General features: G+C 56.5%; 24 protein-coding genes. All 24 read left to right on the top strand.

Translation table 11 applies throughout. The annotated features are described in order from the left end of the window. The first annotated feature begins 28 nt into the window (after window positions 1-28). Window positions 29-607, top strand: coding sequence for a DUF2889 domain-containing protein (locus tag CA948_RS06225; protein ID WP_230017903.1), 579 nt, complete (start codon window positions 29-31; stop codon window positions 605-607). Between the two features lie 84 nt (window positions 608-691). Continuing rightward, a complete protein-coding gene (gene sucC / locus CA948_RS06220) occupies window positions 692-1,852 on the top strand; it encodes an ADP-forming succinate--CoA ligase subunit beta (protein WP_094196960.1) in 1,161 nt (386 codons plus the stop codon). A gap of 21 nt (window positions 1,853-1,873) precedes the next feature. Continuing rightward, the gene (gene sucD, locus CA948_RS06215) at window positions 1,874-2,755 is read left to right on the top strand and encodes a succinate--CoA ligase subunit alpha (RefSeq protein ID WP_094196959.1); all 882 of its coding nucleotides are present in this window, start codon (window positions 1,874-1,876) and stop codon (window positions 2,753-2,755) included. 298 nt (window positions 2,756-3,053) lie between these two features. After that, window positions 3,054-3,758, top strand: coding sequence for a TerC family protein (locus tag CA948_RS06210; RefSeq protein WP_108727592.1), 705 nt, complete (start codon window positions 3,054-3,056; stop codon window positions 3,756-3,758). A gap of 4 nt (window positions 3,759-3,762) precedes the next feature. After that, window positions 3,763-3,888, top strand: a complete 126-nt coding sequence (locus CA948_RS17840; protein ID WP_003799533.1) for a hypothetical protein — start codon at window positions 3,763-3,765, stop codon at window positions 3,886-3,888. After that, complete coding sequence (hemC, locus tag CA948_RS06205) at window positions 3,885-4,847, top strand: hydroxymethylbilane synthase (RefSeq protein WP_108727591.1); 963 nt, start codon at window positions 3,885-3,887, stop codon at window positions 4,845-4,847. The genes CA948_RS17840 and hemC overlap by 4 nt, the downstream gene beginning before the upstream one ends. A 6-nt stretch (window positions 4,848-4,853) precedes the next feature. Continuing rightward, window positions 4,854-5,654 carry a uroporphyrinogen-III synthase gene (locus CA948_RS06200; protein WP_094196956.1) on the top strand — a complete coding sequence of 267 codons (801 nt, stop codon included), beginning with the start codon at window positions 4,854-4,856 and terminating at the stop codon, window positions 5,652-5,654. 24 nt (window positions 5,655-5,678) lie between these two features. Then, window positions 5,679-7,037 (top strand): uroporphyrinogen-III C-methyltransferase, encoded by a 1,359-nt coding sequence (locus CA948_RS06195; RefSeq protein ID WP_108727590.1) that lies wholly within the window; start codon window positions 5,679-5,681, stop codon window positions 7,035-7,037. A gap of 3 nt (window positions 7,038-7,040) precedes the next feature. Then, window positions 7,041-8,546 carry a heme biosynthesis HemY N-terminal domain-containing protein gene (locus CA948_RS06190; RefSeq protein ID WP_094196954.1) on the top strand — a complete coding sequence of 502 codons (1,506 nt, stop codon included), beginning with the start codon at window positions 7,041-7,043 and terminating at the stop codon, window positions 8,544-8,546. A 28-nt stretch (window positions 8,547-8,574) separates the two neighbouring features. Continuing rightward, window positions 8,575-9,111, top strand: coding sequence for an inorganic diphosphatase (gene ppa, locus CA948_RS06185; protein WP_094196953.1), 537 nt, complete (start codon window positions 8,575-8,577; stop codon window positions 9,109-9,111). Further along, a complete protein-coding gene (locus CA948_RS06180; protein ID WP_094196952.1) occupies window positions 9,108-9,803 on the top strand; it encodes a fumarylacetoacetate hydrolase family protein in 696 nt (231 codons plus the stop codon). Before ppa ends, CA948_RS06180 begins: the two co-directional genes overlap by 4 nt. Before the next feature lie 326 nt (window positions 9,804-10,129). Further along, a complete protein-coding gene (locus CA948_RS06175; protein ID WP_108727589.1) occupies window positions 10,130-10,633 on the top strand; it encodes a sigma-70 family RNA polymerase sigma factor in 504 nt (167 codons plus the stop codon). A gap of 81 nt (window positions 10,634-10,714) precedes the next feature. Then, entirely contained in the window at window positions 10,715-11,704 is a 990-nt protein-coding gene (locus CA948_RS06170; RefSeq protein WP_108727588.1) for a FecR family protein, read from the top strand. 212 nt (window positions 11,705-11,916) lie between these two features. After that, window positions 11,917-14,292, top strand: coding sequence for a TonB-dependent siderophore receptor (locus CA948_RS06165; RefSeq protein WP_108727587.1), 2,376 nt, complete (start codon window positions 11,917-11,919; stop codon window positions 14,290-14,292). 59 nt (window positions 14,293-14,351) lie between these two features. Then, a complete protein-coding gene (locus CA948_RS06160) occupies window positions 14,352-15,482 on the top strand; it encodes a YncE family protein (RefSeq protein WP_108727586.1) in 1,131 nt (376 codons plus the stop codon). A gap of 133 nt (window positions 15,483-15,615) precedes the next feature. Then, window positions 15,616-15,873, top strand: a complete 258-nt coding sequence (locus CA948_RS06155) for a hypothetical protein (RefSeq protein WP_108727585.1) — start codon at window positions 15,616-15,618, stop codon at window positions 15,871-15,873. After that, complete coding sequence (locus tag CA948_RS06150; protein ID WP_094196948.1) at window positions 15,870-17,132, top strand: hypothetical protein; 1,263 nt, start codon at window positions 15,870-15,872, stop codon at window positions 17,130-17,132. The genes CA948_RS06155 and CA948_RS06150 overlap by 4 nt, the downstream gene beginning before the upstream one ends. Next, window positions 17,129-17,731, top strand: a complete 603-nt coding sequence (locus CA948_RS06145) for a pilus assembly protein TadE (RefSeq protein WP_108727584.1) — start codon at window positions 17,129-17,131, stop codon at window positions 17,729-17,731. The genes CA948_RS06150 and CA948_RS06145 overlap by 4 nt, the downstream gene beginning before the upstream one ends. After that, entirely contained in the window at window positions 17,728-18,351 is a 624-nt protein-coding gene (locus tag CA948_RS06140; protein WP_108727583.1) for a hypothetical protein, read from the top strand. The genes CA948_RS06145 and CA948_RS06140 overlap by 4 nt, the downstream gene beginning before the upstream one ends. After that, entirely contained in the window at window positions 18,348-19,232 is an 885-nt protein-coding gene (cpaB, locus tag CA948_RS06135) for a Flp pilus assembly protein CpaB (RefSeq protein ID WP_108727582.1), read from the top strand. The genes CA948_RS06140 and cpaB overlap by 4 nt, the downstream gene beginning before the upstream one ends. Beyond that, entirely contained in the window at window positions 19,225-20,595 is a 1,371-nt protein-coding gene (locus CA948_RS06130; protein ID WP_395029247.1) for a type II and III secretion system protein family protein, read from the top strand. The genes cpaB and CA948_RS06130 overlap by 8 nt, the downstream gene beginning before the upstream one ends. Next, window positions 20,585-22,234, top strand: coding sequence for a TadA family conjugal transfer-associated ATPase (locus tag CA948_RS06125; RefSeq protein WP_108728716.1), 1,650 nt, complete (start codon window positions 20,585-20,587; stop codon window positions 22,232-22,234). The genes CA948_RS06130 and CA948_RS06125 overlap by 11 nt, the downstream gene beginning before the upstream one ends. Continuing rightward, window positions 22,231-23,076 carry a type II secretion system F family protein gene (locus tag CA948_RS06120; protein ID WP_108727581.1) on the top strand — a complete coding sequence of 282 codons (846 nt, stop codon included), beginning with the start codon at window positions 22,231-22,233 and terminating at the stop codon, window positions 23,074-23,076. The genes CA948_RS06125 and CA948_RS06120 overlap by 4 nt, the downstream gene beginning before the upstream one ends. Window positions 23,077-23,078: 2 nt before the next feature. Continuing rightward, a complete protein-coding gene (locus CA948_RS06115) occupies window positions 23,079-23,939 on the top strand; it encodes a type II secretion system F family protein (protein WP_230017925.1) in 861 nt (286 codons plus the stop codon). Window positions 23,940-24,153: the final 214 nt, after the last annotated feature.

The following is a 24,153-nucleotide window of genomic DNA, read 5'->3' as shown; positions in this document are numbered from 1 at the left end:
TTTCAATCTTGCCGCCTCGTCCATATCAATGCCTTTGCCCCCGCCGTCCATTGCCCGTGAACCAATGCATACCCGTACCATCACGGTACAGTCGTTTGCACGGGAAGATGGCCTCTGGGATCTGGAGGCCTCGCTGCTGGATGTGAAGTCCTACGACTTTCCCATACGCAATGGCCAAACCCACAAGGCAGGCGATCCCGTGCATTTAATGCATCTGCGTATCACCATCGATAGCAGCTTCGAGATTGTGGATGCGGTGGCGGTCTACGATGCGGCCCCTTATCAGGACAACTGCTCGTCCATTTCGCACGCCTACCGGAAATTGGTAGGCCTGAATTTGCTCAAGCAGTTTCGTCAGGGTGTCAAAGAGCGCTTTGGGCGCTCGGCTGGCTGTACGCACATGAGCGAGTTGGCGCAGGTTTTGCCAACTACTGCGGTACAGACCATGGCCGGGCGACGTCGCAGCAGTGGAGAATCAGAAATCTATCGCACCGATAAGCAGCCTTTCCACCTGGATGGCTGTCATGCCTTGCGTTTGAGCGGTCCCGTGGTTGAGGAGTTTTATCCCATCTGGTATCGACCCAAAGTCACCGACGGGATGGACTAGTTTTTTGTTTTAGTCAGGTCTCGGGCTCTGGCCTGGAGTTCCTGCCTTCTTTTTTTATTGTGTTTTTAGACTGACAGGTATCACATGAAAATTCACGAATATCAGGGCAAAGCACTGCTTAAGCAGTTTGGCGTTGCCGTGCCACGCGGAATTCCTGCCTTCTCCGTCGATGAAGCGGTTGCAGCTGCGCAGGAGCTGGGTGGCTCTGTGTGGGTTGTCAAAGCCCAGATTCACGCCGGTGGCCGTGGCAAGGGCGGTGGCGTCAAGCTGGCTCGCTCGATTGACGAAGTGCGTCAACTGGCCTCGGAAATCCTGGGCATGCAGCTGATCACTCACCAAACTGGTCCTGAAGGCCAGAAAGTGGGTCGCCTGCTGATCGAGGAAGGCGCGGACATCAAGAAGGAATACTACGTCGGTATCGTTACCGACCGTGCTACCCAGCGCGTGGCCGTGATGGCTTCCAGCGAAGGCGGCATGGAAATTGAAGAAGTGGCCGAGCGTGACCCCGACGCCATTCTGAAAGAATTCGTGGACCCGGCTGTTGGCCTGACCGACGAGCAAGCCACCAAGCTGGCTCGCGGTATCGGCGTTCCTGATGCTTCCATCGAGAAAGCCGTTGCTGAATTCCAGAAGCTGTACAAGTGCTACACCGAAACCGACGCTGAACTGGCCGAGATCAACCCTCTGATCCTGACCGGCTCGGGCGACATCATCGCTTTGGACGCCAAGTTCAACTTTGATGGCAACGCCTTGTTCCGTCACCCCGATATCGTGGCTTTCCGTGACCTGGCTGAAGAAGATCCTGCTGAAGTTGAAGCCAGCAAATACGATCTGGCCTACATCCAGTTGGACGGCAATATCGGCTGCCTGGTGAACGGCGCTGGTCTGGCTATGGCAACCATGGACACCATCAAGCTGTTTGGCGGCGAGCCTGCCAACTTCCTGGACGTGGGCGGTGGCGCTACGGCCGAAAAAGTGACCGAAGCCTTCAAGATCATGTTGGCCAACAAGGGCGTCAAAGCCATTCTGGTTAACATTTTCGGCGGCATCATGCGCTGCGACGTGATCGCTGAAGGCGTGATCGCTGCGTGCAAGGCCGTCAACCTGAACGTGCCTCTGGTGGTACGCATGAAGGGTACCAACGAAGAGCTGGGCAAGAAAATGCTGGCCGATTCCGGTCTGCCCATCATCAGTGCTGACACCATGGCCGAAGCGGCGACTGCTGTTGTCGCTGCCGCCAAGTAAGAAAAGGTTGAGGATTAGCAAATGTCGATTCTGATCAATAAAGACACCAAAGTCATCACGCAAGGGATCACCGGCAAGACCGGCCAGTTCCACACCCGCATGTGCCGTGAATACGGTAACGGCATGGAAGCCTTTGTGGCTGGCGTGAACCCCAAGCGTGCTGGTGAGGATTTCGAAGGTGTACCTATCTACGCCTCCGTGTCCGACGCCAAGGCTGAAACTGGCGCGACCGTGTCGGTTATTTACGTTCCACCCGCAGGCGCTGCTGCTGCCATCTGGGAAGCTGTCGAAGCGGACCTGGACCTGGTTATCTGCATTACCGAAGGCATCCCTGTTCGCGACATGCTGGAAGTTCGCAACCGCATGCGCGCTGAAAACCGCAAAACCTTGCTGCTGGGCCCGAACTGCCCCGGTCTGATCACTCCTGACGAGCTGAAGATCGGTATCATGCCCGGCCACATTCACCGCAAGGGCCGCATCGGTGTGGTCAGCCGCTCCGGCACGCTGACATACGAAGCCGTTGCACAAGTAACCGAACTGGGCCTGGGTCAATCCTCGGCTGTGGGTATCGGTGGCGACCCAATCAACGGTCTGAAGCACATCGACGTACTGAAGATGTTCAACGACGATCCTGATACCGATGCCGTTATCATGATTGGCGAGATCGGCGGTCCAGACGAAGTCAACGCGGCTTTGTGGGCTAAAGACAATATGACCAAGCCCGTTGTTGGCTTCATCGCTGGTGTGACAGCGCCTCCCGGAAAACGTATGGGTCACGCTGGTGCCCTGATCTCCGGCGGTGCCGACACGGCCGATGCCAAGCTGGAAGTGATGGAAGCCTGCGGTATTCGTACCACTCGTAACCCATCCGAAATGGGTAAGCTGCTCAAGGCAGTGCTGTAAATAGTCGTACCAGGGCCCGCTTCGGCGGGCTCGTTGTCTGGCTGCTTTAGGCAGCCGGGCAAGATTGGCCAGCCGGTTTCGTCAAGAAAAACACCACAACCGGGCGCATTCCTTCCCGAATCTGGCCAGCCTGATCATGCTCAAACGAATTAAGTAAGAAAAAGCCCCCATCTTGCATAGGCTAGGATTAGCTTGCTGCGTTAAGGGGCGTTGTTGTCTTGGAACGGCCTGGCTACAAAAAAAGAAAAGTTGTCCAGCGTCTGGGAAGAGGGCTCACGTTTAGCGACACGGGAACGAAATGATTGAATTTCTCCAAACCCTGCATTGGGGTTCACTGTTTCAAATTGTACTGATTGATATTCTGCTCGGTGGTGACAATGCGGTTGTGATTGCGCTTGCCTGCCGCAACCTGCCTCAGCAGCAGCGCATGCAAGGCATTTTGTGGGGTACTGTAGGCGCGATTATTCTGCGTGTCATCCTGATCTTCTTTGCGCTGACCTTGCTGGACCTGCCCTTGTTGAAAGTGGTGGGCGGTCTTTTGCTCATGTGGATCGGCATCAAGCTGTTGATGCCCGACGATGATGCGCACGGCAATATCCAAGGGGGCGGCACGATCTGGGCCGCCGTTAAAACCATTATCATCGCCGACTTTGTGATGAGCCTGGATAACGTGATTGCCATTGCCGGTGCAGCGCAAAACGCGCATCTGGACCACCAGTTGGGCTATGTGATCTTTGGTTTATTGCTCAGTGTCCCCATTATTGTCTGGGGCAGCACTCTGGTCCTGAAATTGATCGACCGTTTCCCTATCGTGGTGACCCTGGGTGGCGCTTTGTTAGGCTGGATTGCAGGCGGCATGCTGGTCACAGACAAGATTGTGGAAAATCAATTTGGCGTGCAGCCCCAGCCTGTTAAACTCGGAGCCGAGATTGTTTGTGCCTTATTAGTGGTGGCGCTGGGCAAGTGGCTGGCGCACCGTAAAGGTTCTACCAAGGAAGCATAATTCTATGGCAATTTTTAAATCCTCTGACGCCAAAGGTCAGGAAAGCGGTCTGTCGCTGCTACAAGGCTTAGGTATCCTGGCCATTATCGGTATTGTTGCTGCCGCTATCGTGCGCTATTTCGCTGCGTGATTGTTGTGGCTTCTACTCCTCAGGAATTGGTGATTGCCACTCGTGCCAGTCAACTGGCCTTGTGGCAAGCCAAGCATGTACGCGACCGTTTGCAGCAGCTGTACCCGCAATGCAAGGTGTCCTTGCTCGAAATGACGACCCGTGGCGATCAGATTCTGGACCGTACGTTGTCCAAAGTGGGCGGCAAGGGATTGTTTGTCAAAGAGCTGGAAACCGCCTTGCTGGATGGCCGTGCCCATCTGGCGGTGCACTCTTTGAAAGATGTGCCAGTGGTATTGCCCGAGTCCTTTGATCTGCCCATCATCATGGAACGGGACGACCCACGCGATGCTTTTGTTTCCAATACTTATGCCAATCTTGCGGCTTTACCTGCTGGTGCCATCGTAGGGACTTCCAGCTTGCGCCGTGAGTCTCAGATTCGTGAACGCTACCCGCACCTGGACATCCGTCCGTTGCGTGGCAATGTCCAGACACGTTTGTCCAAGCTGGATCGTGGCGATTACGACGCCATCATTCTGGCTTCGGCTGGTTTGCGCCGTCTGGAGTTAGCCGAACGTATCCGCGATTACATTTCGATTGAAGACAGCTTGCCGGCGGCCGGACAGGGGGCTTTGGGCATCGAGATCCTGAAAACCCGTACCGATGTGGCCCACTGGCTGGCGCCTTTGGCTCATTCCACCAGCCATGTGTGTGCGCTGGCCGAACGGGCTGTATCGCGCGCCTTGGGCGGTTCCTGTCAGGTGCCTTTGGCCGCTTATGCCACGCTAGATGGTGACGAACTGAATCTAAGCGGCCTGGTGGCCGAGCCTGATGGTTCCACGGTTTACCGTGCCCAGATCAGTGGTGCAGCTAAAGATGCGGAAGAGCTGGGTCTGTCTCTGGCGGACGACCTGAAGCAGCAAGGTGCCCAAGCCATTCTGGATCGCTTGCTTACGGAACTACCCGTAGAAGGTGAGTAAAGCGGCATGAACCTGCCCTGTGTCTTGCTGACCCGCCCTGCGGGACGGAATGAAACCCTGTCGGCCGCCCTGGCTGTGCAGGGTTTTTCTTCCTTGGTCTTGCCTGCCTTGAGCCTGCAGGCTCAAAACCTGTCTGAGGAACAATGGCAAGACCCCAACGATTTTGATCTGGTGCTCTTTGTGAGCAGCAGTGCCGTTAATTTCTATTTTGCGGCCTTGCAGGCGCGTGGCCGGAGCTGGCCTAACAACGTATTGCTGGCCGCTGTTGGTTTGGCCACCGCCACCCGCCTACGCACCCAGCCGGGCGTGTGTTCAGAAGCTGTATTACATCCTGAAAGTGCTGACTCCTTGCAGGATTCAGAGGCCCTGTGGACGGTGCTGGAGCCTCGGCTCGCGCAACTTGAGCGGGTGCTGATTGTGCGTGGCCATAATGGCCGTGAGTGGTTGGGGCAACAACTGGAGAAACGCGGTATTCAGGTTCAGCGTCTGGCCATTTACCAGCGTAGTCCTGCTCAGTGGAGCGTGGAGCAGGGCCGTCAAATTCGTGCCAGTTTGCAGGCAGGCCGTCTGGCCGTGTTGCTTAGCAGCTCTCAAAGTGCCGATGCGGTATTTGCTAATGTCCAAAGCCTGGGTTTGATGGATGTTTGGGCGCGATGCGCCTATGTGGTCATTCATCCGCGTATTGAGGAACATTTACAGTCCTTATTGCGGCAGGCTGGAATCACAGCGCCACCAATGGTAAAAAGGTGTACGCCAGACGATGATGACATTGTCGCTGCCTTGATGGCGGTGCTCTCGCGCGATTAGCCTTACACGGATTACAATCTTGCCATGAACGATAAAACAGAGAACGCATCCGCAAGCGAACCGGAGACTCCGATTTCCAGCCCAGCCAGTACACCGGCTTCTCGTCCGTACTCCGATCCTAAAGAAAGCACCACCACGCCTGAACAGCGTAAAAGTGGTGCAGGTCCGGCTTATGCCTTGACGGCTGTTGTTGTGGTGCTGGCTGCTGCCGGTCTTTGGTACCAGAATTCATTGCTGGAAAAGCACAAGGCCGAGCTGCAGGCCCAACTGGCAACCAATATCAACACCACGGAGCAGGCGCGCCAAACCGCGCAGCAGGCGCTGGCATTGGCACAGCGTCAATCTGACAAGTTCGCCCAGTTGGAGAAATCCTTTAACGATTCCACCGAACAGTTTCATGATCTGAGTCAAGCCTTCCAGACCATGACAGACAGCGGCTCGGAATTGGTTCTGCTAAATGATATCGATCACTTGGCCACGATTGCGCAGCAACAACTGATGCTCGGTGGCAATGTAGCCAACGCCATCGTTTCTCTGGAAGCCGCCCAGGCGCAGTTGGCGCGTGCCAATCGTGTCGGTCTGGCCTCCTTGCAACAAACCCTGAATGGCGATCTGGAACGCCTTCGAGCGGCAGCCACAGTGGATGTGGCCTCTTTGTCCCGCCAACTGGACACCTTGTCGCGCTACGTATCGGAAGCTCCTTTGCTGGTGCCCGATGATGTTGCCGGCGGTGCGAACACCGAAGCCCTGGACTTGTCGTCCGAGGCGGTTGCGTCTGCCGAGTTGCCTGCGGATGCCCCTTGGTGGGAACGCAGCTGGAATACGGTGCAGCAGTGGGGAAGTAGTGCGTGGCGCTCTGTCAGCCACGATCTGGGGCAGTTTGTCTCCATTCGTCGTGTAGACGATGCCGCTGCTTTGTTGATGTCGCCCGATCAGGCCGCCCGTCTACGTGAAAATCTGCGTCTGCGCATTATGGCCGCACAGTTGGCCATGATGATGAACCAGTCTGCTGTCTGGCAGACCGAGCTCAATGCGGTGGCGACGGCCCTGGAAAAACGCTTTGATACCCAGTCGAATCAGGTTCAACAAGCCTTGCGCCTGACCCGTCAATTGCAAGACACTCGCATCGGTGCGCGTTTGCCTACCGTGAATAACACCTTGGCAGCCATTGAAAGCCTGCGTCAAGCCCAGGCTGGTCGTAGTCAGAACAACACCGACGACACCACGACGGAGCAGGGCGACACCGGCCCCGTCCCGTCCGACTCTCCTCAATCCACAGAACCAGCCAAGCAGGAGGAGCCTGCTGCTTCTGCTGCTGAGCAGGTTGAGTCTGGCGCTCCCGCTCAAGCCGAGACGGAACAGCCCGCGCAGGCGCAGGGGTAAGGTATGCGTACTTGGTTTTGGACTCTCATCTTATTTGTCGCCGCAGTTGCCTTGGCCTTGGTCTTGCGTGAACATGCTGGTAACGTCTACTTGGTGACACCGCATTATCTGGCGCGTGCGTCGCTGACCTACGTGGTTCTGTGTACGCTCGGTCTATTCATCGTCCTGTATGTGCTGTTGCGCCTGCTGGCGTGGTTCAGTGATGGCCCGGAGCGTTTTCGCCTGTGGCGCGGCCGCCGTGCTCAACGCCGCGATCAAACCTTGCTGGAAACCGGCTGGATCAGCATTCTCGAAGGCCGTTACGAACAGGCCGAGAAAGACATGATGAAGTTGATGAGCAAAACCCGCTCGCAGACCAGCAAAGTCGTGGCAGGTTTGGCAGCGGCACGTGCGGCACATTATCAAGGTCAGATTGCCCAACGTGATGAAGCTTTGGCGGCCGCTCGTGCCGCTGCGGGCGATGATGTGCGTTTGAAAGAAGCCAGTGCCGTCGCCTCGGCCGAGCTGTACCTGGATCAGAACCGTACAGAAGAAGCCATCGAGCTATTGCAGGGTTTGCAGGACGCCAGTTCGCGCCATCTGCATGCCACTCGCTTGCTATTGCGCGCCTATCGTCAACAAGGCAATGCCGAACGCGTGTATGAATTGACCCGTTTGCTGGTGCGTCGCAGTGGCATCGAGCGTCAAGAGGCGCTCAATTGCATTGAATTTGCTGCTGCCGCTCGTTTGCGCGCGGGCGGTGTTGAACAGTTCAAGGCCTTGTGGTCGGACCTGAAATCCGAAGAGAAAGTCTTGCCCGGCATAGCGTTGGAAGCCGCCCTGATTCAAGAGCGTGAAGGTAATTACGAAGAGGCCGGCCGTATTTTGGAACCGGCCATTGCGGCTAGTTTCGACAGCCGTCTTCTGGAAGCCTACGCCCAGTGCCCACCTGAATATGTGGGCCGTCGTTTGGCCAAGGCCGAAGAGTGGTTGCGTAGCCAGCCCAACAATCCGGTCTTGCTATCCACCTTGGGCCACCTTTGCCTGACCAGCCAGCTGTGGGGGCAGGGCGAGCACTACCTGTTGCGCAGCCTGAAAATCCAGGGTGATCTACGCAATCACGCCTTGCTGGGGAACTTGTACGACAGCTTGGGTCGCCACGATGAAGCCGTTTCTTACTGGCGCAAGGCGGCTTCCATGGCCGGTACTTTGCCGATTCTGGCGGTCAGCACGGCCTTGCCAGCGGCTGATACGCGTCATGACCCCAGTCATACTGATGCGGATAGTTTGCCATCGCAAAATGACGATGATCTGCCTCGTTACACCTATGCCGCCAGCGTCGTGGCCGAGGACCTGCCTGATCAAGGTCGTCCCTTGCCCGTCGTGGCCGAACCCGTGCCTCCTGCAGCTTCGCCTTCGCAAGATAGCGTGAGTTCCTCTTCGGATCTGGATGATTACTTTGATACGGCTCCCATTCCTGGGGTCGATCTCTCTCAAACTTCGGACCGTCCTCGACGCTCCAATGATTAATCTCTTTTATTTTTAAAGGTTTGCACGAATGAGCCTCGCCCAAGTACCTGCTGGCAAAAAACTGCCTGACGAGATCAACGTAGTCATCGAAATCCCCATGAACTCGGACCCCGTCAAATATGAAGTTGACGAGAACGGCGTGGTTTTTGTGGATCGCTTCATGCTGACCGCCATGCACTACCCTTGCAACTACGGCTACGTTCCGCAAACCATTTCGGACGATGGCGACCCGGTTGACGTGCTGGTGATCGCTCCTTTCCCCATCCAGATCGGTGCCGTGATCCCTTGCCGTCCTATTGGCGTGCTGCACATGGACGACGAGGCAGGTGGCGATGCCAAACTGCTGGCTGTGCCTACCGACAAGCTGTATCCCCTGTACCGCAACGTGAAATCGCCTGAAGACCTGCAGCCTGAAGAGCTGGAGCGCATCAAGCACTTTTTCGAGCACTACAAAGACATCGAAAAAGGCAAATGGGTCAAGGTCAAGGGCTGGGAAGGTATCGAAGCTGCCAAGAAAGAACTGGTAGACGGTGCCAAGCGTTTTGCTGACGGCCAGGCAAAATGAGCACGGTTATCCCCGCGCCGGCAATGGCGGCATTGAACGTACAGGGCAGTGAGCAGGTTTTTCCTGTGCGCCGCATTTATTGCGTCGGCCGCAATTACGTCGAGCACGCACAGGAAATGGGTTTTACCGGTCGAGAAGATCCTTTCTTCTTTTGCAAACCGGCGGACTCCATTTTGAATGTGCTGCCCGGCCAAGTCTGCGACATGCCGTACCCCTCTCGCACCCAGGATCTGCACCACGAGATCGAACTCGTCGTTGCCTTGTCCCAGGGCGGGCGTGATCTTACGGTCGAGCAGGCTGCTGAATGTGTGTGGGGATACGCGGTGGGTCTGGACATGACCCGCCGAGATTTGCAGACGCAAGCCAAAAAAGCCGGTCGTCCTTGGGAAGTGGGCAAAGCTTTTGACCATTCCGCACCGACCGGCCCTCTGGTGCCACGCAGCCGTATTGGTGAGCTATCCCAAGGTGCGATCACCCTGGACGTCAACGGCGAGCGTCGTCAGACCGGCGATTTGAACCAGCTGATTTGGAATGTGGCTGAGTCCATCGCTTATCTGTCGGGTCTGTTCGAGCTGGTCCCTGGTGACATTATCTTCACTGGAACCCCAGCCGGTGTCGGCTCGGTGGAACGAGGCGATGTGATGCACGGGGCGATCGACGGTCTGGGCAGCATAGACGTGCGTCTGGTCTGACCCAAGTCTGACTAGCTAGTCATAAACCCGTCTGGAGAGTCGTCTCCAGACGGGTTTTTTATTGGTGCTGCTTGTGTTGCTCATGAGGTAGGGCGGGGATGGTGCTACAGGCTGGATGGAGGCTGTTTCACTGTCTGCCTTGGCTGATCAAGGGATGCCAAGCTTAGTGTAGGGTTGGCTGCGCCATAAACTGTGCAATAGCAATGATGATGCTGATACTCCCCACGATATCCAGATTTTTGCTTGTTCAGATCAAACCATAATAACAATAATGAGAATCGTTGTTATTATTATGTCCGTCTTGTCTATTTACCCCATGCTGTTTTATGTCGCGTTTTTCGTCCTCACGTAAAACTTGGCTCGTGCATTACCACGAGCTGGTCAAGACGTGGACGCGGCGTTCATCAAACAGCGTTGACGGGGAAGATGTGGCCCACGATGCCATTGCCGGAATGCTGGAGCAAGATGCAGCCCGGATTAGTAATCCCAGGGCTTATTTGCACCGCAGTGCGGCCAATAGTCTGATACAGCGACAAAAGCGGGAGCAGCCCGCTTTAACGATTCCCTTGCAAGATCTGAGCGAACAGGATCACCCCGTGGTATCGGGCGCCGAGGAGGCGGCCTATTGCGGGCAGCTTTCGGAAGCCTTGTTAGCGGCCCTGGATGAATTGCCACCTGTCTGTCAGCAGGTGTTTTCCTGCCACAGGCTGGAAGGCTGGACTGTGCCCGAGATCGCCAGTCATTTAGGTTTGTCTGTTAGTTCGGTAGAAAAGTACCTGACCCGCAGCATGCGTCATTTGCAGCTTAAGTTGCAGCAGTTTTCCTCTTAATATAGCGATGCACGCCATGAGCACTATTCTGTCTTCACCCGCATTGCTACAGGAATTAACCGGCGAGCTATCGTAGCGACTATGAGCGTATCCCATTCACTTCCTATTCCTGATGATCCCCATGACGCCGCTGCGTTCTGGTTTGCGCGCGTGCGAGGTGGCTTGATGCAGGAGGGGGATCAGACGCTGCTTGAGCAATGGTTGGAACAGGCTCCGCGTCATGCGCAGGCCTATCAGGACATGGAAGCCATGTGGTCGATTGCGCAGGCAACACCGGATGCCGCTTTCAAGGCACGCTTGGCACAGAACACTCGCCCTCGGGCACCGCAATGGGGGCGCAGAGCGTTTATCGCAGGTTTGGGAAGTGCCTGTGCGGCGGCCGCGGGAGTCGCTGTTCTGGGGCCGCAGCGTTGGCTGGAAAGTGAGCAGTATGCCCAGCGTTATATCAGCCGCAAGGGTGAACGTCTTGAGCAGACCTTGCCGGATGGATCGCTGATCAGTCTGAATACTGACAGCGCGGTGCACGTTTCCTTCTATCAGTCCGAGCGCCGTGTCGTGCTGGAAAAAGGGGAGGCTTTCTTCCAGGTACGCTCCGAGGTCGCTCGGCCTTTTAATGTCGATGCGGGCCGGGCGGTGATACGGGTGACGGGCACTCGTTTTAACGTGCGACGAGACACGGACACGGTTGATGTGGCGGTTGAATCCGGTTCGGTGCGCGTACAGAGCGGACCCTGGTGGAACAGCGCCTATTACGACTTGGTGGGTCAGCAAGGACTGCGATTGGGAAGTGGCCGTTTTGCGACTGTGCAATCAAGAAATATCGAGCAGATGCTGGCTTGGCGGCAGGGGAAGGCGATTTTTGATGCCGAGCCACTGGAACATATCGTGGCTGAGCTCAATCGCTACAAGGAGCCAGGCATCGTGCTGCACAGCCCTTCATTGCGTGGGCTGCGAGTGACAGGTGTCTTCAATGTGAATGACCCCCAGGCTTTTCTGGAAGTCCTGCCCTCATTGGCACCCGTGGTGATTGTGCAAGGGCCGGATGGCCGATGGGGTATTGCGGCTCGTTAGACCTCATATTCTCTGAAAGATACAATTTCTTTCAATTTAAGAACGAGAATCGTTACGGGGTGTGCTCCTGATTGACTCTTATGAGGGAAGGGACAGTTTTGTGTCCCTGATTGCCTTTGGCCAAAGGGCTTGTCGCTTTGTGCGTCGCTTTCCTTATAACGAGTACTACGGTGTATCCACAGAACACAAATAAACGATGGCTTCTTTTTGCCTTGCGTCCGGTCCAGGGTGTCGGGCTCAGCGTATTGGCACTGGCCTTGTCGCTCAGCCCGCTGGAGCCAGTGATCGCGCAGGATGTGCCTGCCTTGTCTATTTCCATTCCTGCTCAGTCCCTGAATCAGGCTCTGCTTGAGTTGGGCCAGCAGGCAGATATTCAAATCTATTATTTGCCCGATACCGTCAGTGGCTTGCAGGCAGCGCCTGTTAGTGGGCGCATGACGCCGCAGCAAGCCATGCAAAGTTTGCTGAAGGGAACAGGAGTGCAGGCCAGTTGGAGGGGGAGAACAGTTTCCTTGACCCGTTCCAGTCGTGATGACACCACGCAATTGGCTCCGATCACGGTCACGGCCAATACGGGCCTGGCCACAGAAGGGAGTGGCTCCTATGTCGCGATGGGGCCGTCGACATCGGCCAGCGGACTGGAGCTCTCGCTGCGTGAAACACCGCAGTCGATGACCGTCATTACGCATCAAAAAATCGAGGACAAGAATTACCGTGCTCTGGATGAGTCCTTGCGTGATGCGCCGGGGATTGTGGCCGTGCAAGGCAATGGCGATTCGCGCTGGGAGTATCTGGCGCGTGGTCACAGCATTTCCAATATTCAGTACGACGGCATCACGACGTCCACTCAAAGCTATTCGCGCGATATTCTGGCCGATGATGATTTGGCCATGTATGACCGGGTGGAGATTGTGCGGGGGGCCACGGGCTTGCTGGAAGGGTCTGGCAACCCGTCGGCATCCGTGAATCTGATCCGCAAAAGACCGACTTCGACACCTCAGTATTCGGCCCGCGTGACGGCCTCATCATGGGAGAACGCGCGTGGCGTGGTGGATCTGTCCAATGCGCTCAATGAGTCCGGCACTGTGCGTGGCCGTGCGGTCATTGTGGCCGGAGGTGGCAAACTTTACCGGGACTACAACCGCCAGAAGGAACAACTGTTCTATGGCGTGGTGGACGTGGACCTTACGCCCGCCACCACCCTGAGCCTGGGTTTGTCACGGCAGCGGCAACATAACGACGGTTATAGCTGGGGAGGATTTCCGACCCGTGCAGATGGCTCGTTTTACGATTTGTCGCCTCATGATTTTCTGGGCAGCGACTGGGAGTATCTGGATCGCCGTCAGACAACGCTGTATGCAGACCTGGAGCATCGGTTTGACAACGGTTGGGTCATGAAAGCCCTGACTCGCGCGGCGTGGGCCGAGTCCGATTACGTTGCGAGCTACCCCTGGTATACCGGCGGCGCACTGCGCAAATTTACTCAAAGCGTGGATATGCGTGACAAGCATTACGCGTTCAACGTCAATGCAAATGGTCCCTTGACGCTGTTCGGGCGTGATCATGATTTTTCTATCGGGATCAATGCCAACAAGGAAAATGAGCGGGTGGATGGCAGTTCCGCCGCCAACATTCCGCTTGATCCGGAGAACTGGAGTCCCACCTCGCAGGCCAAGCCGACCTTTGGTCTGAATCCCTACTATGTAGATGAGAACAAGGAAGAACTGGGACTCTATGCCTCTGCACGCTTTGATATCGCGGACCCATTGAAACTCATACTGGGTGGTCGTGTGAGCTGGTTCAAGTCCAAGTCGCAATACTATAAAACGGACTATTCGGCGGATGCCGAGTTTGTGCCCTATGTCGGCCTGGTTTATGACTTGAATGACACCTATTCGGTCTATGCAAGCCACACCGGTATTTTCAAGCCGCAAAGTTATTACGACATTAATGGCTCCTTGCTGGACCCGGTCAAGGGGACGAATAATGAGCTGGGCCTGAAGGGCGAGTTTCTGGACAAGCGCCTGAATGCATCGATCGCGCTGTTTCAGCTGGAGCAATTGAATCTACCCACGCAGGTAGCCGGTGTGACCTACTGCAATCCCGCTGTGCTGTATTGCTATGAGGCGGCAGAGAAGGTGCGTACGCGTGGCGTGGAACTTGAGGTGGCCGGTGCCGTGACCGATCGCTGGAACGTCAGTGCAGGCTATACCTACGCACGCTCTGAATATGCTTCGGGAACCAGAAAGGGTGAGTTGTATAACGAACGAAGCAGTCCAGAAAATATGGTGAAAATTTTCAGTACATACCGACTGGGTGGCGCCTTGGATGGCCTGACCCTGGGTGGCGGCGTGCGCTGGCAAAGCAAGGTGTTCTACAAGGGGTCAAATTTCCGTATCGAGCAGCCTGGCTACGCCATTGTGGATCTCTTGGCCAGATACGACTTCAACCGCAATACATCCGTGCAGTTGAATATCGATAACCTGAGCAACAAGCAGTACTACTCAAAGATCGGCTCCAGCATTAGCACCGGCAATTACCTGGGCAAACCTCGCCAGGTCTTGCTGACGGTCAGTCATCGGTTCTGAGTTTGCATCTGTCATTTTTCCTGGCCGTTTCCGCCAGGGGTGTTTTCAAAAAGGTTTGTATGTCCAAGAAATTTACTTATTTAACGCGCAGCAAGCGTTCCGTTCTTGCAGCCGCGCTGCCCTTGTTTTTGCTGACTGGCGTGTCTCATGCGGCACCCACGCCAGTAGCGGCGACTGCTGCCGTATCTACTCCGGTGTCAGAGGCCGTCCTGCAACGGGAAGTTGCGCCGGGCATTTACGAGCTGGTGTACAGCCCGGCCTCCAAGGCCGTGTTTGTGGCAAGTACGGAGGAATTCACCAGCAAGGGAGGTGGCTCGATTTATCAGCTGGATCCAGTCAGCCTGGCCGTACAGAAAAAGATTGATCTGCCATTCAAGCCATTTGCTCTGACCTTGGATGCGCGTACCAACACGCTCTATGCCGGTCATACCCGGGATGGCGCTGTTTCAGCTGTTGATGCGTCAACGGGTACGCTCAAGGGAACCTTGCATCATGGCGTCAAAGATGCCAAGGGCGAGCCGGTGCATACACGCCAGATCGTGGTGGATGAAGCTGCTAATCAGGTCATCGTCAGTGGTGTGACAGATCTTGGTTTTATCTGGGTTATTGACGGCAAGACCTTCTCGACAAACCGTATTCTGCGCGACCTTGAAGCGCCCACGGCAGGTTTGACCCTGGATGCAGCGAACCATAAATTGCTGGCCAGTGGCACGGCTGCCTATGCAGTGTTCGACACGCAAAGTTGGGAACTGGTTGGTGAAAACCGCATCGCGGAGAAGCTGTCGCCTAGCGATATCAGGCGACGTTTTCTGGTCAATACGGCCTTGGATAGCAAGAGTGAACGCTTGTTTGCCAATCAACTGAATAATAGTGAAGGCACCTTGGTGTTTGACCTGAAAACGGGTGCCATTCTGCACAAAATCCCCACGGGATACATGCCGGTGGGGATACGCTATAACCCGATTCGCAATGAAGTGTATGTAGCCAGCCGAGGCAGTGGAACGCTGAGTGTCATCGACGCTAGCAGCTATGCCATCAAACAGACTATTACGCTGCCAGTGCATCCCAACACGATTTCTGTGACGCCTGACGGTCAGCAGCTTTATGTCAGTGTAAAGCGGCCATTTGCAAAAAAAGGGGAGCCGGAGCCCATTGACCAGGTGGCTCGTATTGACCTGCAAGCTTTGTGACGCTGACAGTGCCAAGTGTTATATGAAGTAGCCGCATAGACCGTAGCCGGACAAGCCCATCCGGCTCGGCTTTTGCGAATATTCTGGCTCGCTGACAAGGGGCAGACTGTGAACTGACTTTTGGGAGATTCCAATGAGACAGGTCATCAGGCGGCAGCGCGGCCAGGGTATGGTCGAGTATTTAATTATTGTGGCTTTGGTCGCTGTGGCGGCCATTGCGGTGTACCAGTCCTTTGGTCAGGTGATTCGCAACCAGACTGCGGCCATGGCCAAGGAATTGGCGGGCGAGGATGGCTCCGAGCAGACACAACAAGCGCAATCAGCCGCTTCTGCTGCGGCCGCTCAAGGCAGCGCCAAGAGCCTGAAATCTTTTACGGGCAATGCGCAATGAGGCAGCCCGACTATCCACAAGAGGGGGCGGCGCTGGCCTGGGGGCTGATCGCGCTGGCGCTCCTGTCTATCGCCTGGGGCGGCTACTTTCATGTGAACCAGATTGCCGAGCAGCAAGGGCGCTTGTCCTTGGTGCTGGATGCGGCGGCCTATGGTGCCGCCACCGAGCAGGCGCGTACCTTGAATCTGCTGTCTTATATCAACCGGGCGCAGTTGGGGCATCAACTGGCTTTGGGGCATTTATTGACCTTGGCAACGTGGGACAGGGCGGCGCAGACCCAGTCCGGGCAAGCGCGTCGGGCGAATCCACCTGCGCATTTAGTCGCCATGATGTTTGGCCCTGCTCATGGCCTGGCGTATACCCAGGCGCGTTCTGCCGGGGACAATCAGCAGGCCTTGGAACAGGCTTTTCAAGCCCATCAGCGTTTGATTCATCAAGTTCTGGCGCAGGCCCAACAGCAGTTGGTAGCGGGTTTGCCGCAGCGCCGACAGGCCATTATTCAGGCGACCTTGGATGGCAGCTTGCCAGACTGGCCCGCCCAAGCAATTCGCTGGCAGCTTGAGAAGGACGATTGGCCGCAGTTCCTGTCACCACAATCCGGGCAAACACAGTGGCAGCCGGGTTTGACGCATTTGGTGTCCTTGTATGGCTTTCTGGCCCCTCGGGATTACGAGGCTCGCTCTTATCCCGGTGTGGATCGGCGTTGTCCCTTGTGGCGGCATCGTTTGCGTCGCGCAGGTCGTACCGAATTTGATCGTTCGGGTCGCTGGCATTCCAACGATACGCAATCCATGCATATGGTGCGTTCCAACCGTTGGATAGGCTGTTACTTCCGGGAATATGCTATGGCGTGGGCCTTGCAAACACCTGCGCATGCGTCCGGGATTGATGCACCGGATGACTTTTCTGGGCAGAGCTTCTGGAAGTGGGCGCTGGAGCAGGGCAATGGCTCTTTGCTATCTGCTCAAGGCAATACGGTGGCGCAATCCTGGGCACGACGCGATGCCAGGCCCTGGAGTCAAAGGCCGTGGGTAGATGGGTACGCTTTGTCAGATTCAGAGCACAGCGCTGGCCCCGATCTGGTGCTGACCTTGCAGGCCCAAGGCCATTTGGGTCAGACCGTTCATACACGGGCGGCGGCTCAATCGTTTTTCTCCTGGCCACCGGATAGCGCAGATTCTGGGGTGAGCCCCAATCCCAGTCTGTTCCTGCCTTTCTGGCAGGCACGGTTGATGGATCCAGGGGGGCGCCAATCATGAGTAAGCGACAAAAAGGGATGGCGCTGATCGAGGCTTGTTTGCTGGGTGTGGTGTTGGGCTTGATGGTGATGGCGGGGCGTTGGCTGATGCAGCAGCAGTATCGCTTGCAGCAAATGCAGCACAGCACGCATTTGAGCCTGTTTATGCATGACGCTCATGGCAAGCCGGTTTCAGTTGGAAGCAGTCCTGCTCACGAGACGGCACCTGCCCGATTTTTGGCATCCCCGATAGCGACAGCCCAGTCCTTGCAATGGGAGCTTTTGAGTCTGCGTAGCGGATTTTGGACGGCACAGTCGCGCGTTTCCATTCCGTGGCCGCGCTGGCTGGAGGCGTTGAGGACCAAGACGCAATTGCAGCGCCAATCTCACTTGTGGGCGGCTGCGGGGCAGGCGGTCAGTACACAGCAGACTCGTCAGCGTTTGGAAAACAGTACGACTGCTTGGGGTGAGGCAGTGGGATCGAGCAGACCCGCTGCCAGAGAAACGATACGACATGCAGGGCCTATGGACGCGGCCTGGGGACGGGCGCAAGCTGATGTGGACTGGTTGAGTCGGTGGCAGGGCTACGTGCCAGATCATGGCCCCAAGGAGCAGCCATGAGACAACTGCTTGCCTTGCTCTTGCTGTTTTTGTTGATGTTCAGCCCTGTGCCGGCCAAAACGCAGGCTTTGACGGGGCCTATACAGGATCCCCGGATTCAGTGGAATCAAATGCAGGCGGCACAGACTGCTGTTGGGCCCGTGTATAGCTGGGGGCTGAAAACTAGCCTGGATGCGCAGACCTTGGCTTCTCATCTAGAGCCATTCTGTGGTGTGCATTACGGAGCAATCAGAACGGAGGGGCAATGGGTGTTCCTGCGTGCCAAACAGGGCAAGAACTGCGTTTTGTGGCTGGAGGATATACAAACCCCCGTCTTGTCGGGTTTGTTAAGTGTTTCTGAAAACGCTCAGGCGTTTGCCCCGCCACCTCTTTTGTCTGCAGCACCACCCATTGGCGGTGCTGTCTTGTGGCAGCACGAACAGCCAGGGCAAGTGCAAAGCTGGCTGCTGGTGGCCGAACCTGGATGGCAAGCCGACTTGCGTCGCAAAGATTGGGGAGCGCAGGCGGGTGAGCGTTACTGGCGCAAAGGTCCAGCCGAGCTGGATGTGATGGAACTGGAGCATGAGCAGCAAGATTACTTGCTCTTGATCTGCCGTGCCTGTGAAAAGGAGGTCTCATGATGCGAGCAAAGTTCTTGTGGCTATGTCGTCATCCCAGCGCAGGCTTTGGCCTCTTGGCCTTGTTGGCTGGTTTGATGGCAGCCGGGACCAGTAGTCGTTATCTGGACCGGCAGGAAAAAGCGTTGCAACAGGCGGCGCATCGTGTCCAGTTGGATCGGGTGGTGGCCGCGTCCAGCCTGGCGGCGGGGACCGTGCTGCAAGCGGAGCATCTGGCCGCCCGTGCCTTTCCTGCAGAACTGGTGCCTAGTGATAGTTGGGATGTGGCGCAGTTTGAGAATCTAGTAGGGCAAGTGCTGAGCCAGCCTTTGCGAGCAGGTGACTTGATCAGTAAGGCGCACGTGCAGGAAGTCAGTAGCCCGTTTTCACAGCAACTGTTATCTGGCAGGCGTGCATTGACTGTACCGGTGGATGCGATCAGTTCGGTGTCGGGTTTGATTCGACCGGGAGACTTGATTGATATCTATGTCAGCTTTGATGACAGGCAACGGCGGGTTACGGCGCCGTTGTTGCAGTCTGTTCTTGTTTTGGCAACAGGACAAAAGTCGGGTGAAGGTTCGGCCACGGCCCGATTGGATAAGGATGCCTACAACACCTTGACCTTGGATGTGGGTCCGGACGATGCCTTGAAGTTGCTGGCGGCCAGACAACATGGACGTATCAGTGCCTTGCTGCGCAATCCGGATGATCACACGCCCCATCAGGCTGCCGTGCGCGGTGAGCTGGCCGATATTTTGGGGCTGGGGCCGGGTGCAAGGCCCAAACAGCATGTACAGGTTTTGTACGGTAACAGACCGGCAGGGCAACTTGGACAGGCTGAGGTGGAGCGCCTGGGTTGGCTGGATATGCCGGACAGTTTTTCTGTGGGGCAGCACCATGAATAGAAATCGCTATTGGCCCAGGTGGGCAGTTGTGAGCTTGTTGTTCGGAGCCCTGTTTGGCGCAAGCTTGCAAAGTCAGGCTCAGGGCTTGGGGTTGCAAGTGGGTGAGTTGATGGTGCTGCCCGACACACAGGTTGAGCGGGTAGCGGTGGGGGACGGTGACATTGTTCACGCCGTCACTACAGAATCGGGCGAGCTTATTTTGTTTGCGCGCAAGACCGGGAGCACTGTGGTGCAAGTGTGGTCCCATTCCGGGCAAAGTCAGTCCTACCACGTTGAGGTGTCACCCGAAAACCAGAGACAAACCTTGGCGGAGCTACGAAGTTTGCTAGAACGCATTCCCGAGCTACGTGTCAGCGAATTGGGCGGAAAGCTGGTGCTGGAAGGAGAGGGCTTAAGCGATCAGGACAAGCAACGCATTCAGGCGTTAAGCCAGGAGCACCCTCAATTACTGGATTTTACGCAGCAGGACGGTTGGGAGCCAATGGTCTTGTTGGACGTTCAGGTGGTCGAGGTGCCGCGCAACAGCCTGCGGGAGCTGGGCGTGCGCTGGGATGGCAGCTCACAGGGTGGTTTGAGTATGGGAGGTGCCTGGGATGCGGCCACCCATCAGTTTCTGGATAGGCCGGGTGAAGCGGTCCTGCCTTTGGCATTCCCTGCCAAGCAGGGGGCGGCGTTCTTTGGCATTGGCGCCTTGATGTCTGCTCGCGTTCAAGCCATGGCGCAGGAAGGGCATGCGGTGGTTCTGGCGCAGCCGCAGCTTCTGGCGCGTAGTGGTTCGCAAGCCGAGTTTCTGGCTGGGGGCGAGCTGCCTTACACCACCACGGATGACAAGGGAAACAGCAAGACCAGCTTCAAGCCTTATGGTGTATCTCTGCGTATCGTGCCGAGGGTCGAGCGTGGTGGCTTGGTGCGCTCGCAGATTGAGGTCGAAGTCAGCTCTGTGGATGCCAGCTTGTCCCAACCTGCCGGGCCGTCGTTGAAAACCCGACGAGCTTCAACCGAGTTCAACGTGCGTTCCGGGCAGACCTTGGTGCTGGCAGGATTTATTTCACGTGAAGAGTCCCGGCATGTGGATCGCTTGCCGGGGCTGGCCAGTTTGCCAGTGCTGGGTGCCTTGTTTCGTTCCGAACGCTTTGCCCGGCAGGAGACGGAACTGGCGGTCTTTGTGACCCCGACATTGGTGGCGGCAGAACATCCGGATTTGTTGGCTCGGCAGGCGAATGCTGCCCAGTGGCTGGACCAGACTTTTCCTGACGCTCCACGCTTGAACACGCCTGTGCGCGTCACTTCAAAGGGGGCAGGACAAGGAGCCTGGTCGCAATGGGCAGAACCCGATAGTGAGGTGTTTCGTGTTGAACCTTGAGCTTGAGTCAGAGTTGGGGGCGACACGTCTTTGTGCGGTCAGTTTGCCGGCCTTGATAGGGCGTGACCCTGCCTGTGATGTTGTTCTGCCATCCTGGCGTATCGCACGGCAGCATGCCAGTTTGTTGCAGCGAGCAGGGGCAGTGTACATCCAGGATCATGGCTCTTTGACAGGGGTGCAGCTAAACGGCAAACGGGTTTATGACGACGGGCCCTTGCGCCTGGGCGATGTGCTGGTGTTGGGTGGGTTCAAGCTGCGGATTACGGGCTTTGGGCAGGAGGTTCCATCACGAAGTGATGTGGCTGTTTCGAGCTTGAAGAGTCCATTGGTAGCCCCGGAACAACCGTCTTTTGTATTGGAGGAGCCGCGACTGACCGCACAAGGCGAGCAAGGCTTTTTCACTTCCGGGCAAGCAGATCTCCCAGTATCCGACAGTGAGCTATTCAGGCAAGAGCAGCAACGCTTGCATCAAGCCTTGTTGAGTGCTTTGGAGCTGGAGCGTCGGGACTTGTCTCGCGTAAGCGACAAGCAGCTGGAGCAGGAAGCCTTTGATTGTCTAGGTCGCTTGATCCAGGCCCAATGTGCTGTCCCCAAGCATGAACAGGCCAGACTGCAGGCCAGTGTCTGCGCTGAGGCGGTGGGTTTGGGACCTTTGGAGGCCTTGCTGGCAGATACCTCGGTCTCGGAGATCATGGTCAACCATTACGACCGAGTTTTTGTCGAGCAGGCGGGGCGGCTCCAAGCCCATCCTCTGGTGTTCAGCAGTGAGTCGGCCTTGCGGGCGATTATTGACCGCATCCTGGCTCCCTTGGGTAGACGGCTGGATATCAGCTCGCCCGCAGTGGATGGACGATTGGCCGATGGCTCGCGTTTCCATGCGGTACTGTCGCCCATTGCGGTCAAGGGTACCTGCGTGACCATACGCAAATTTCCCAAACGACGCCTGGGGCTGGAGGATCTGTTGCAGACGGGTAGTTTGTCGCCGGAGATGGCCTATTTTCTGCAACAGGCGGTGCAGCGGCGCTGCAATATTCTGGTCTCAGGCGGAACGGGTACAGGTAAAACCACCTTGCTGAATGTGCTCAGCACCTGCATCGATTCGGGAGAGCGAATCGTGACCTTGGAAGATGCAGCCGAGTTGCAGTTACAGCACAGTAATTGGGTGGCTTTGGAGTCACGGCCTGCGAATGCAGAAGGTCAGGGGCAGGTAGATATACGGAGCCTGTTGCGACAAGCCTTACGCATGCGGCCAGACCGGATTGTGGTCGGAGAGTGTCGGGGGGCGGAGGCCTTTGATATGTTGTCCGCCATGAATACAGGCCACGAAGGATCGATGGGGACCTTGCATGCGAACACCCCACGTGATGCCTTGTCGCGCCTGGAGGGCATGGTCTTGATGGCGGGCCTGGATTTGCCTTTGCTGGTCGTGCGGGAGCATATCGCGCGGGCGCTGCACATTATTGTGCAACTGAGCCGTTTGCCCGATGGCAAGCGTTTAGTTCACGAGATTGTGGAAGTAACCGGTATAGAAGCGCAGCGTATTCAATTGCAGACTCTGTACAGTTACCGCCCGGAGTTTGGTTTTACGGCCAGCGGCTTGAGGTCTGAATATGTCTCCCCATCAGAGGGGCAAGCATGAAATTGCTCAGTATTTTGTTGATTGTCTTGGCTACCACCGCTTTGGCTTATGTGTTGCTGCGTTCAGGGCAGCGTCTCGCTAAGCGCTATAGACAGCAACTTCTTAAACAGTCCGAGCAGAGCTTGCAGTCGCATTTTGTGTTCGTACGCAGCCAGTATCTTGCTTTTGTGGCCTGGGCTGGTTTGCCTCTGATCTTTCTGGCCGCATGGTGGCTGATACCGTCGTTTTGGCTGGCAGCGTTGGTGACCTTGTTGGCTGCGGTAACGCCTTTAGGGGTTTTGCGCTGGATGGGACGGCGTCGCCTGGAGACGCTACGACGACAACTGCCGGACTTTGTGCTGTCTTTGGCCTTGAGTCTGCAAGCAGGCTTGGCTTTGCAAGCGGCCTTGCAGCAGTTGGCTCAATCTTTGCCTGCGCCCTTAGGGCAAGAGTTGCGTTTGCTCTTGCGTCAGCAGCGCCTGGGTGCGAGTGCCAAGGACTCGTATCAGGAGCTCGTGGAGCGAGTGCCGGTGTCAGAACTGGCCATGCTGGTCAGTGCCTTGCAGATGGGCCAGAGTACGGGGGCGGGGTTAGGGGAACGCTTGAAGATACTGGCGCAAACCATTCGGGCACGTTTGACTATCGAGGACAAGATTGTTGCCTTGACCGCTCAGGCCCGTTTGCAGGCGCGAATCATGTTCTGCTTGCCGGGTTTTGTGGCGGGAGCTTTATACCTTCTGGATGCCACAGCATTTGAGCAAGCCTGGTTCAACACATTGGGCGTTTGGGTGGCGGGAGCGCTCGTAGCCATGCTGCTGATGGGGTTGTGGTGGATGCAAGTGATTCTGCGAGGGGAGGGGTGAGTATGCTCGCAATGATCTGGATACTCTCTGCCCTGAGTGCGGCCTTGTTCCTGATCGCATTGTTGTGGGCGTGGCGCGGTCGTTATCTGCTTTTGCTGCAAGGTGGCAGCAGTTTGGGGCAGGCGGCTTGGCAGGCGTGGGAGGCACCGTTTTCCAGAGTTCTGAGTCTCTGCCTATCCCTGCCTTTTGTACATGAGTGGCCGGAGCGATTGTGGGGTTCGTATGCCCAGGAGGTACGGGGCTTTTTAAGCAAACGTGTGGCTTTGACTGGACTGCTCACAAGCCTTGTTAGTGCTTTCTTGTTGACTCAGGGGGCTTCATTGATGGAGCTTGCAGGGCTGACTGTGATTGGTTTTTTCCTGAGCGTATTACAAGCTATCTCACGGGGAAGAAAACTGCAGCGTCAGCATCATTCCCGTTGCCGCCGGGATTTGCCCTTCTTTCTGGATCTGCTGGTGCTGGCTGTCGAGTCTGGGCTGGGCTTGCAGCAGGCCTGGGCGCGTGCAACGCAGGCCCTACCGCAAGGCAGTTTGCTGATCAGTTTGAACAAGGTACAGGGCGAGGTTCGGGCAGGACGACGCTTGCCACAAGCGATGCGCAATGTCGCTTTGAGCTTCAGGCAGGCCGAGCTGGAGGAGTTGGCCTTGTCTTTGGAGCTGGCGCAGGACACGGGATTGTCCTTGGCCTTGTTGCTACGCTCTCAAGCAGAAAAGCTGCGTAGTCATTTGCACCTGGAAGCCGAGCAAAGAGCCCTCAAGCTGCCCGTTTATTTGCTGGCCCCTTTGGTGGTGTGTATTTTCCCCTGCACATTCTTGGTGATTGCGATGAGCCTGCTCGGCCCGTGGCTGGCAGGGGGAGGCTAGGGGATGTCCATATCAGTATTGATCAAACAGCCGCTGCAACAGACGCAGCGACGAGCCCTGTATTTATTAGATGCCAGTACGTTCTGGGCCCGTTGGCGCGGCTGGAAGGCACTGCCACAGCACAAGGGTTTCGCAACCGCCGTGTGGCTGCGGCCGTGCAGAGCGGTTCATTTATGGGGAATGCGCCAGGCTCTGGATATCTGCTTTCTGGATC

The organism is Alcaligenes aquatilis (genome assembly GCF_003076515.1).
Classification (GTDB): domain Bacteria; phylum Pseudomonadota; class Gammaproteobacteria; order Burkholderiales; family Burkholderiaceae_B; genus Alcaligenes; species Alcaligenes aquatilis.
This window is presented reverse-complemented; position numbering and strand designations above follow the sequence as displayed.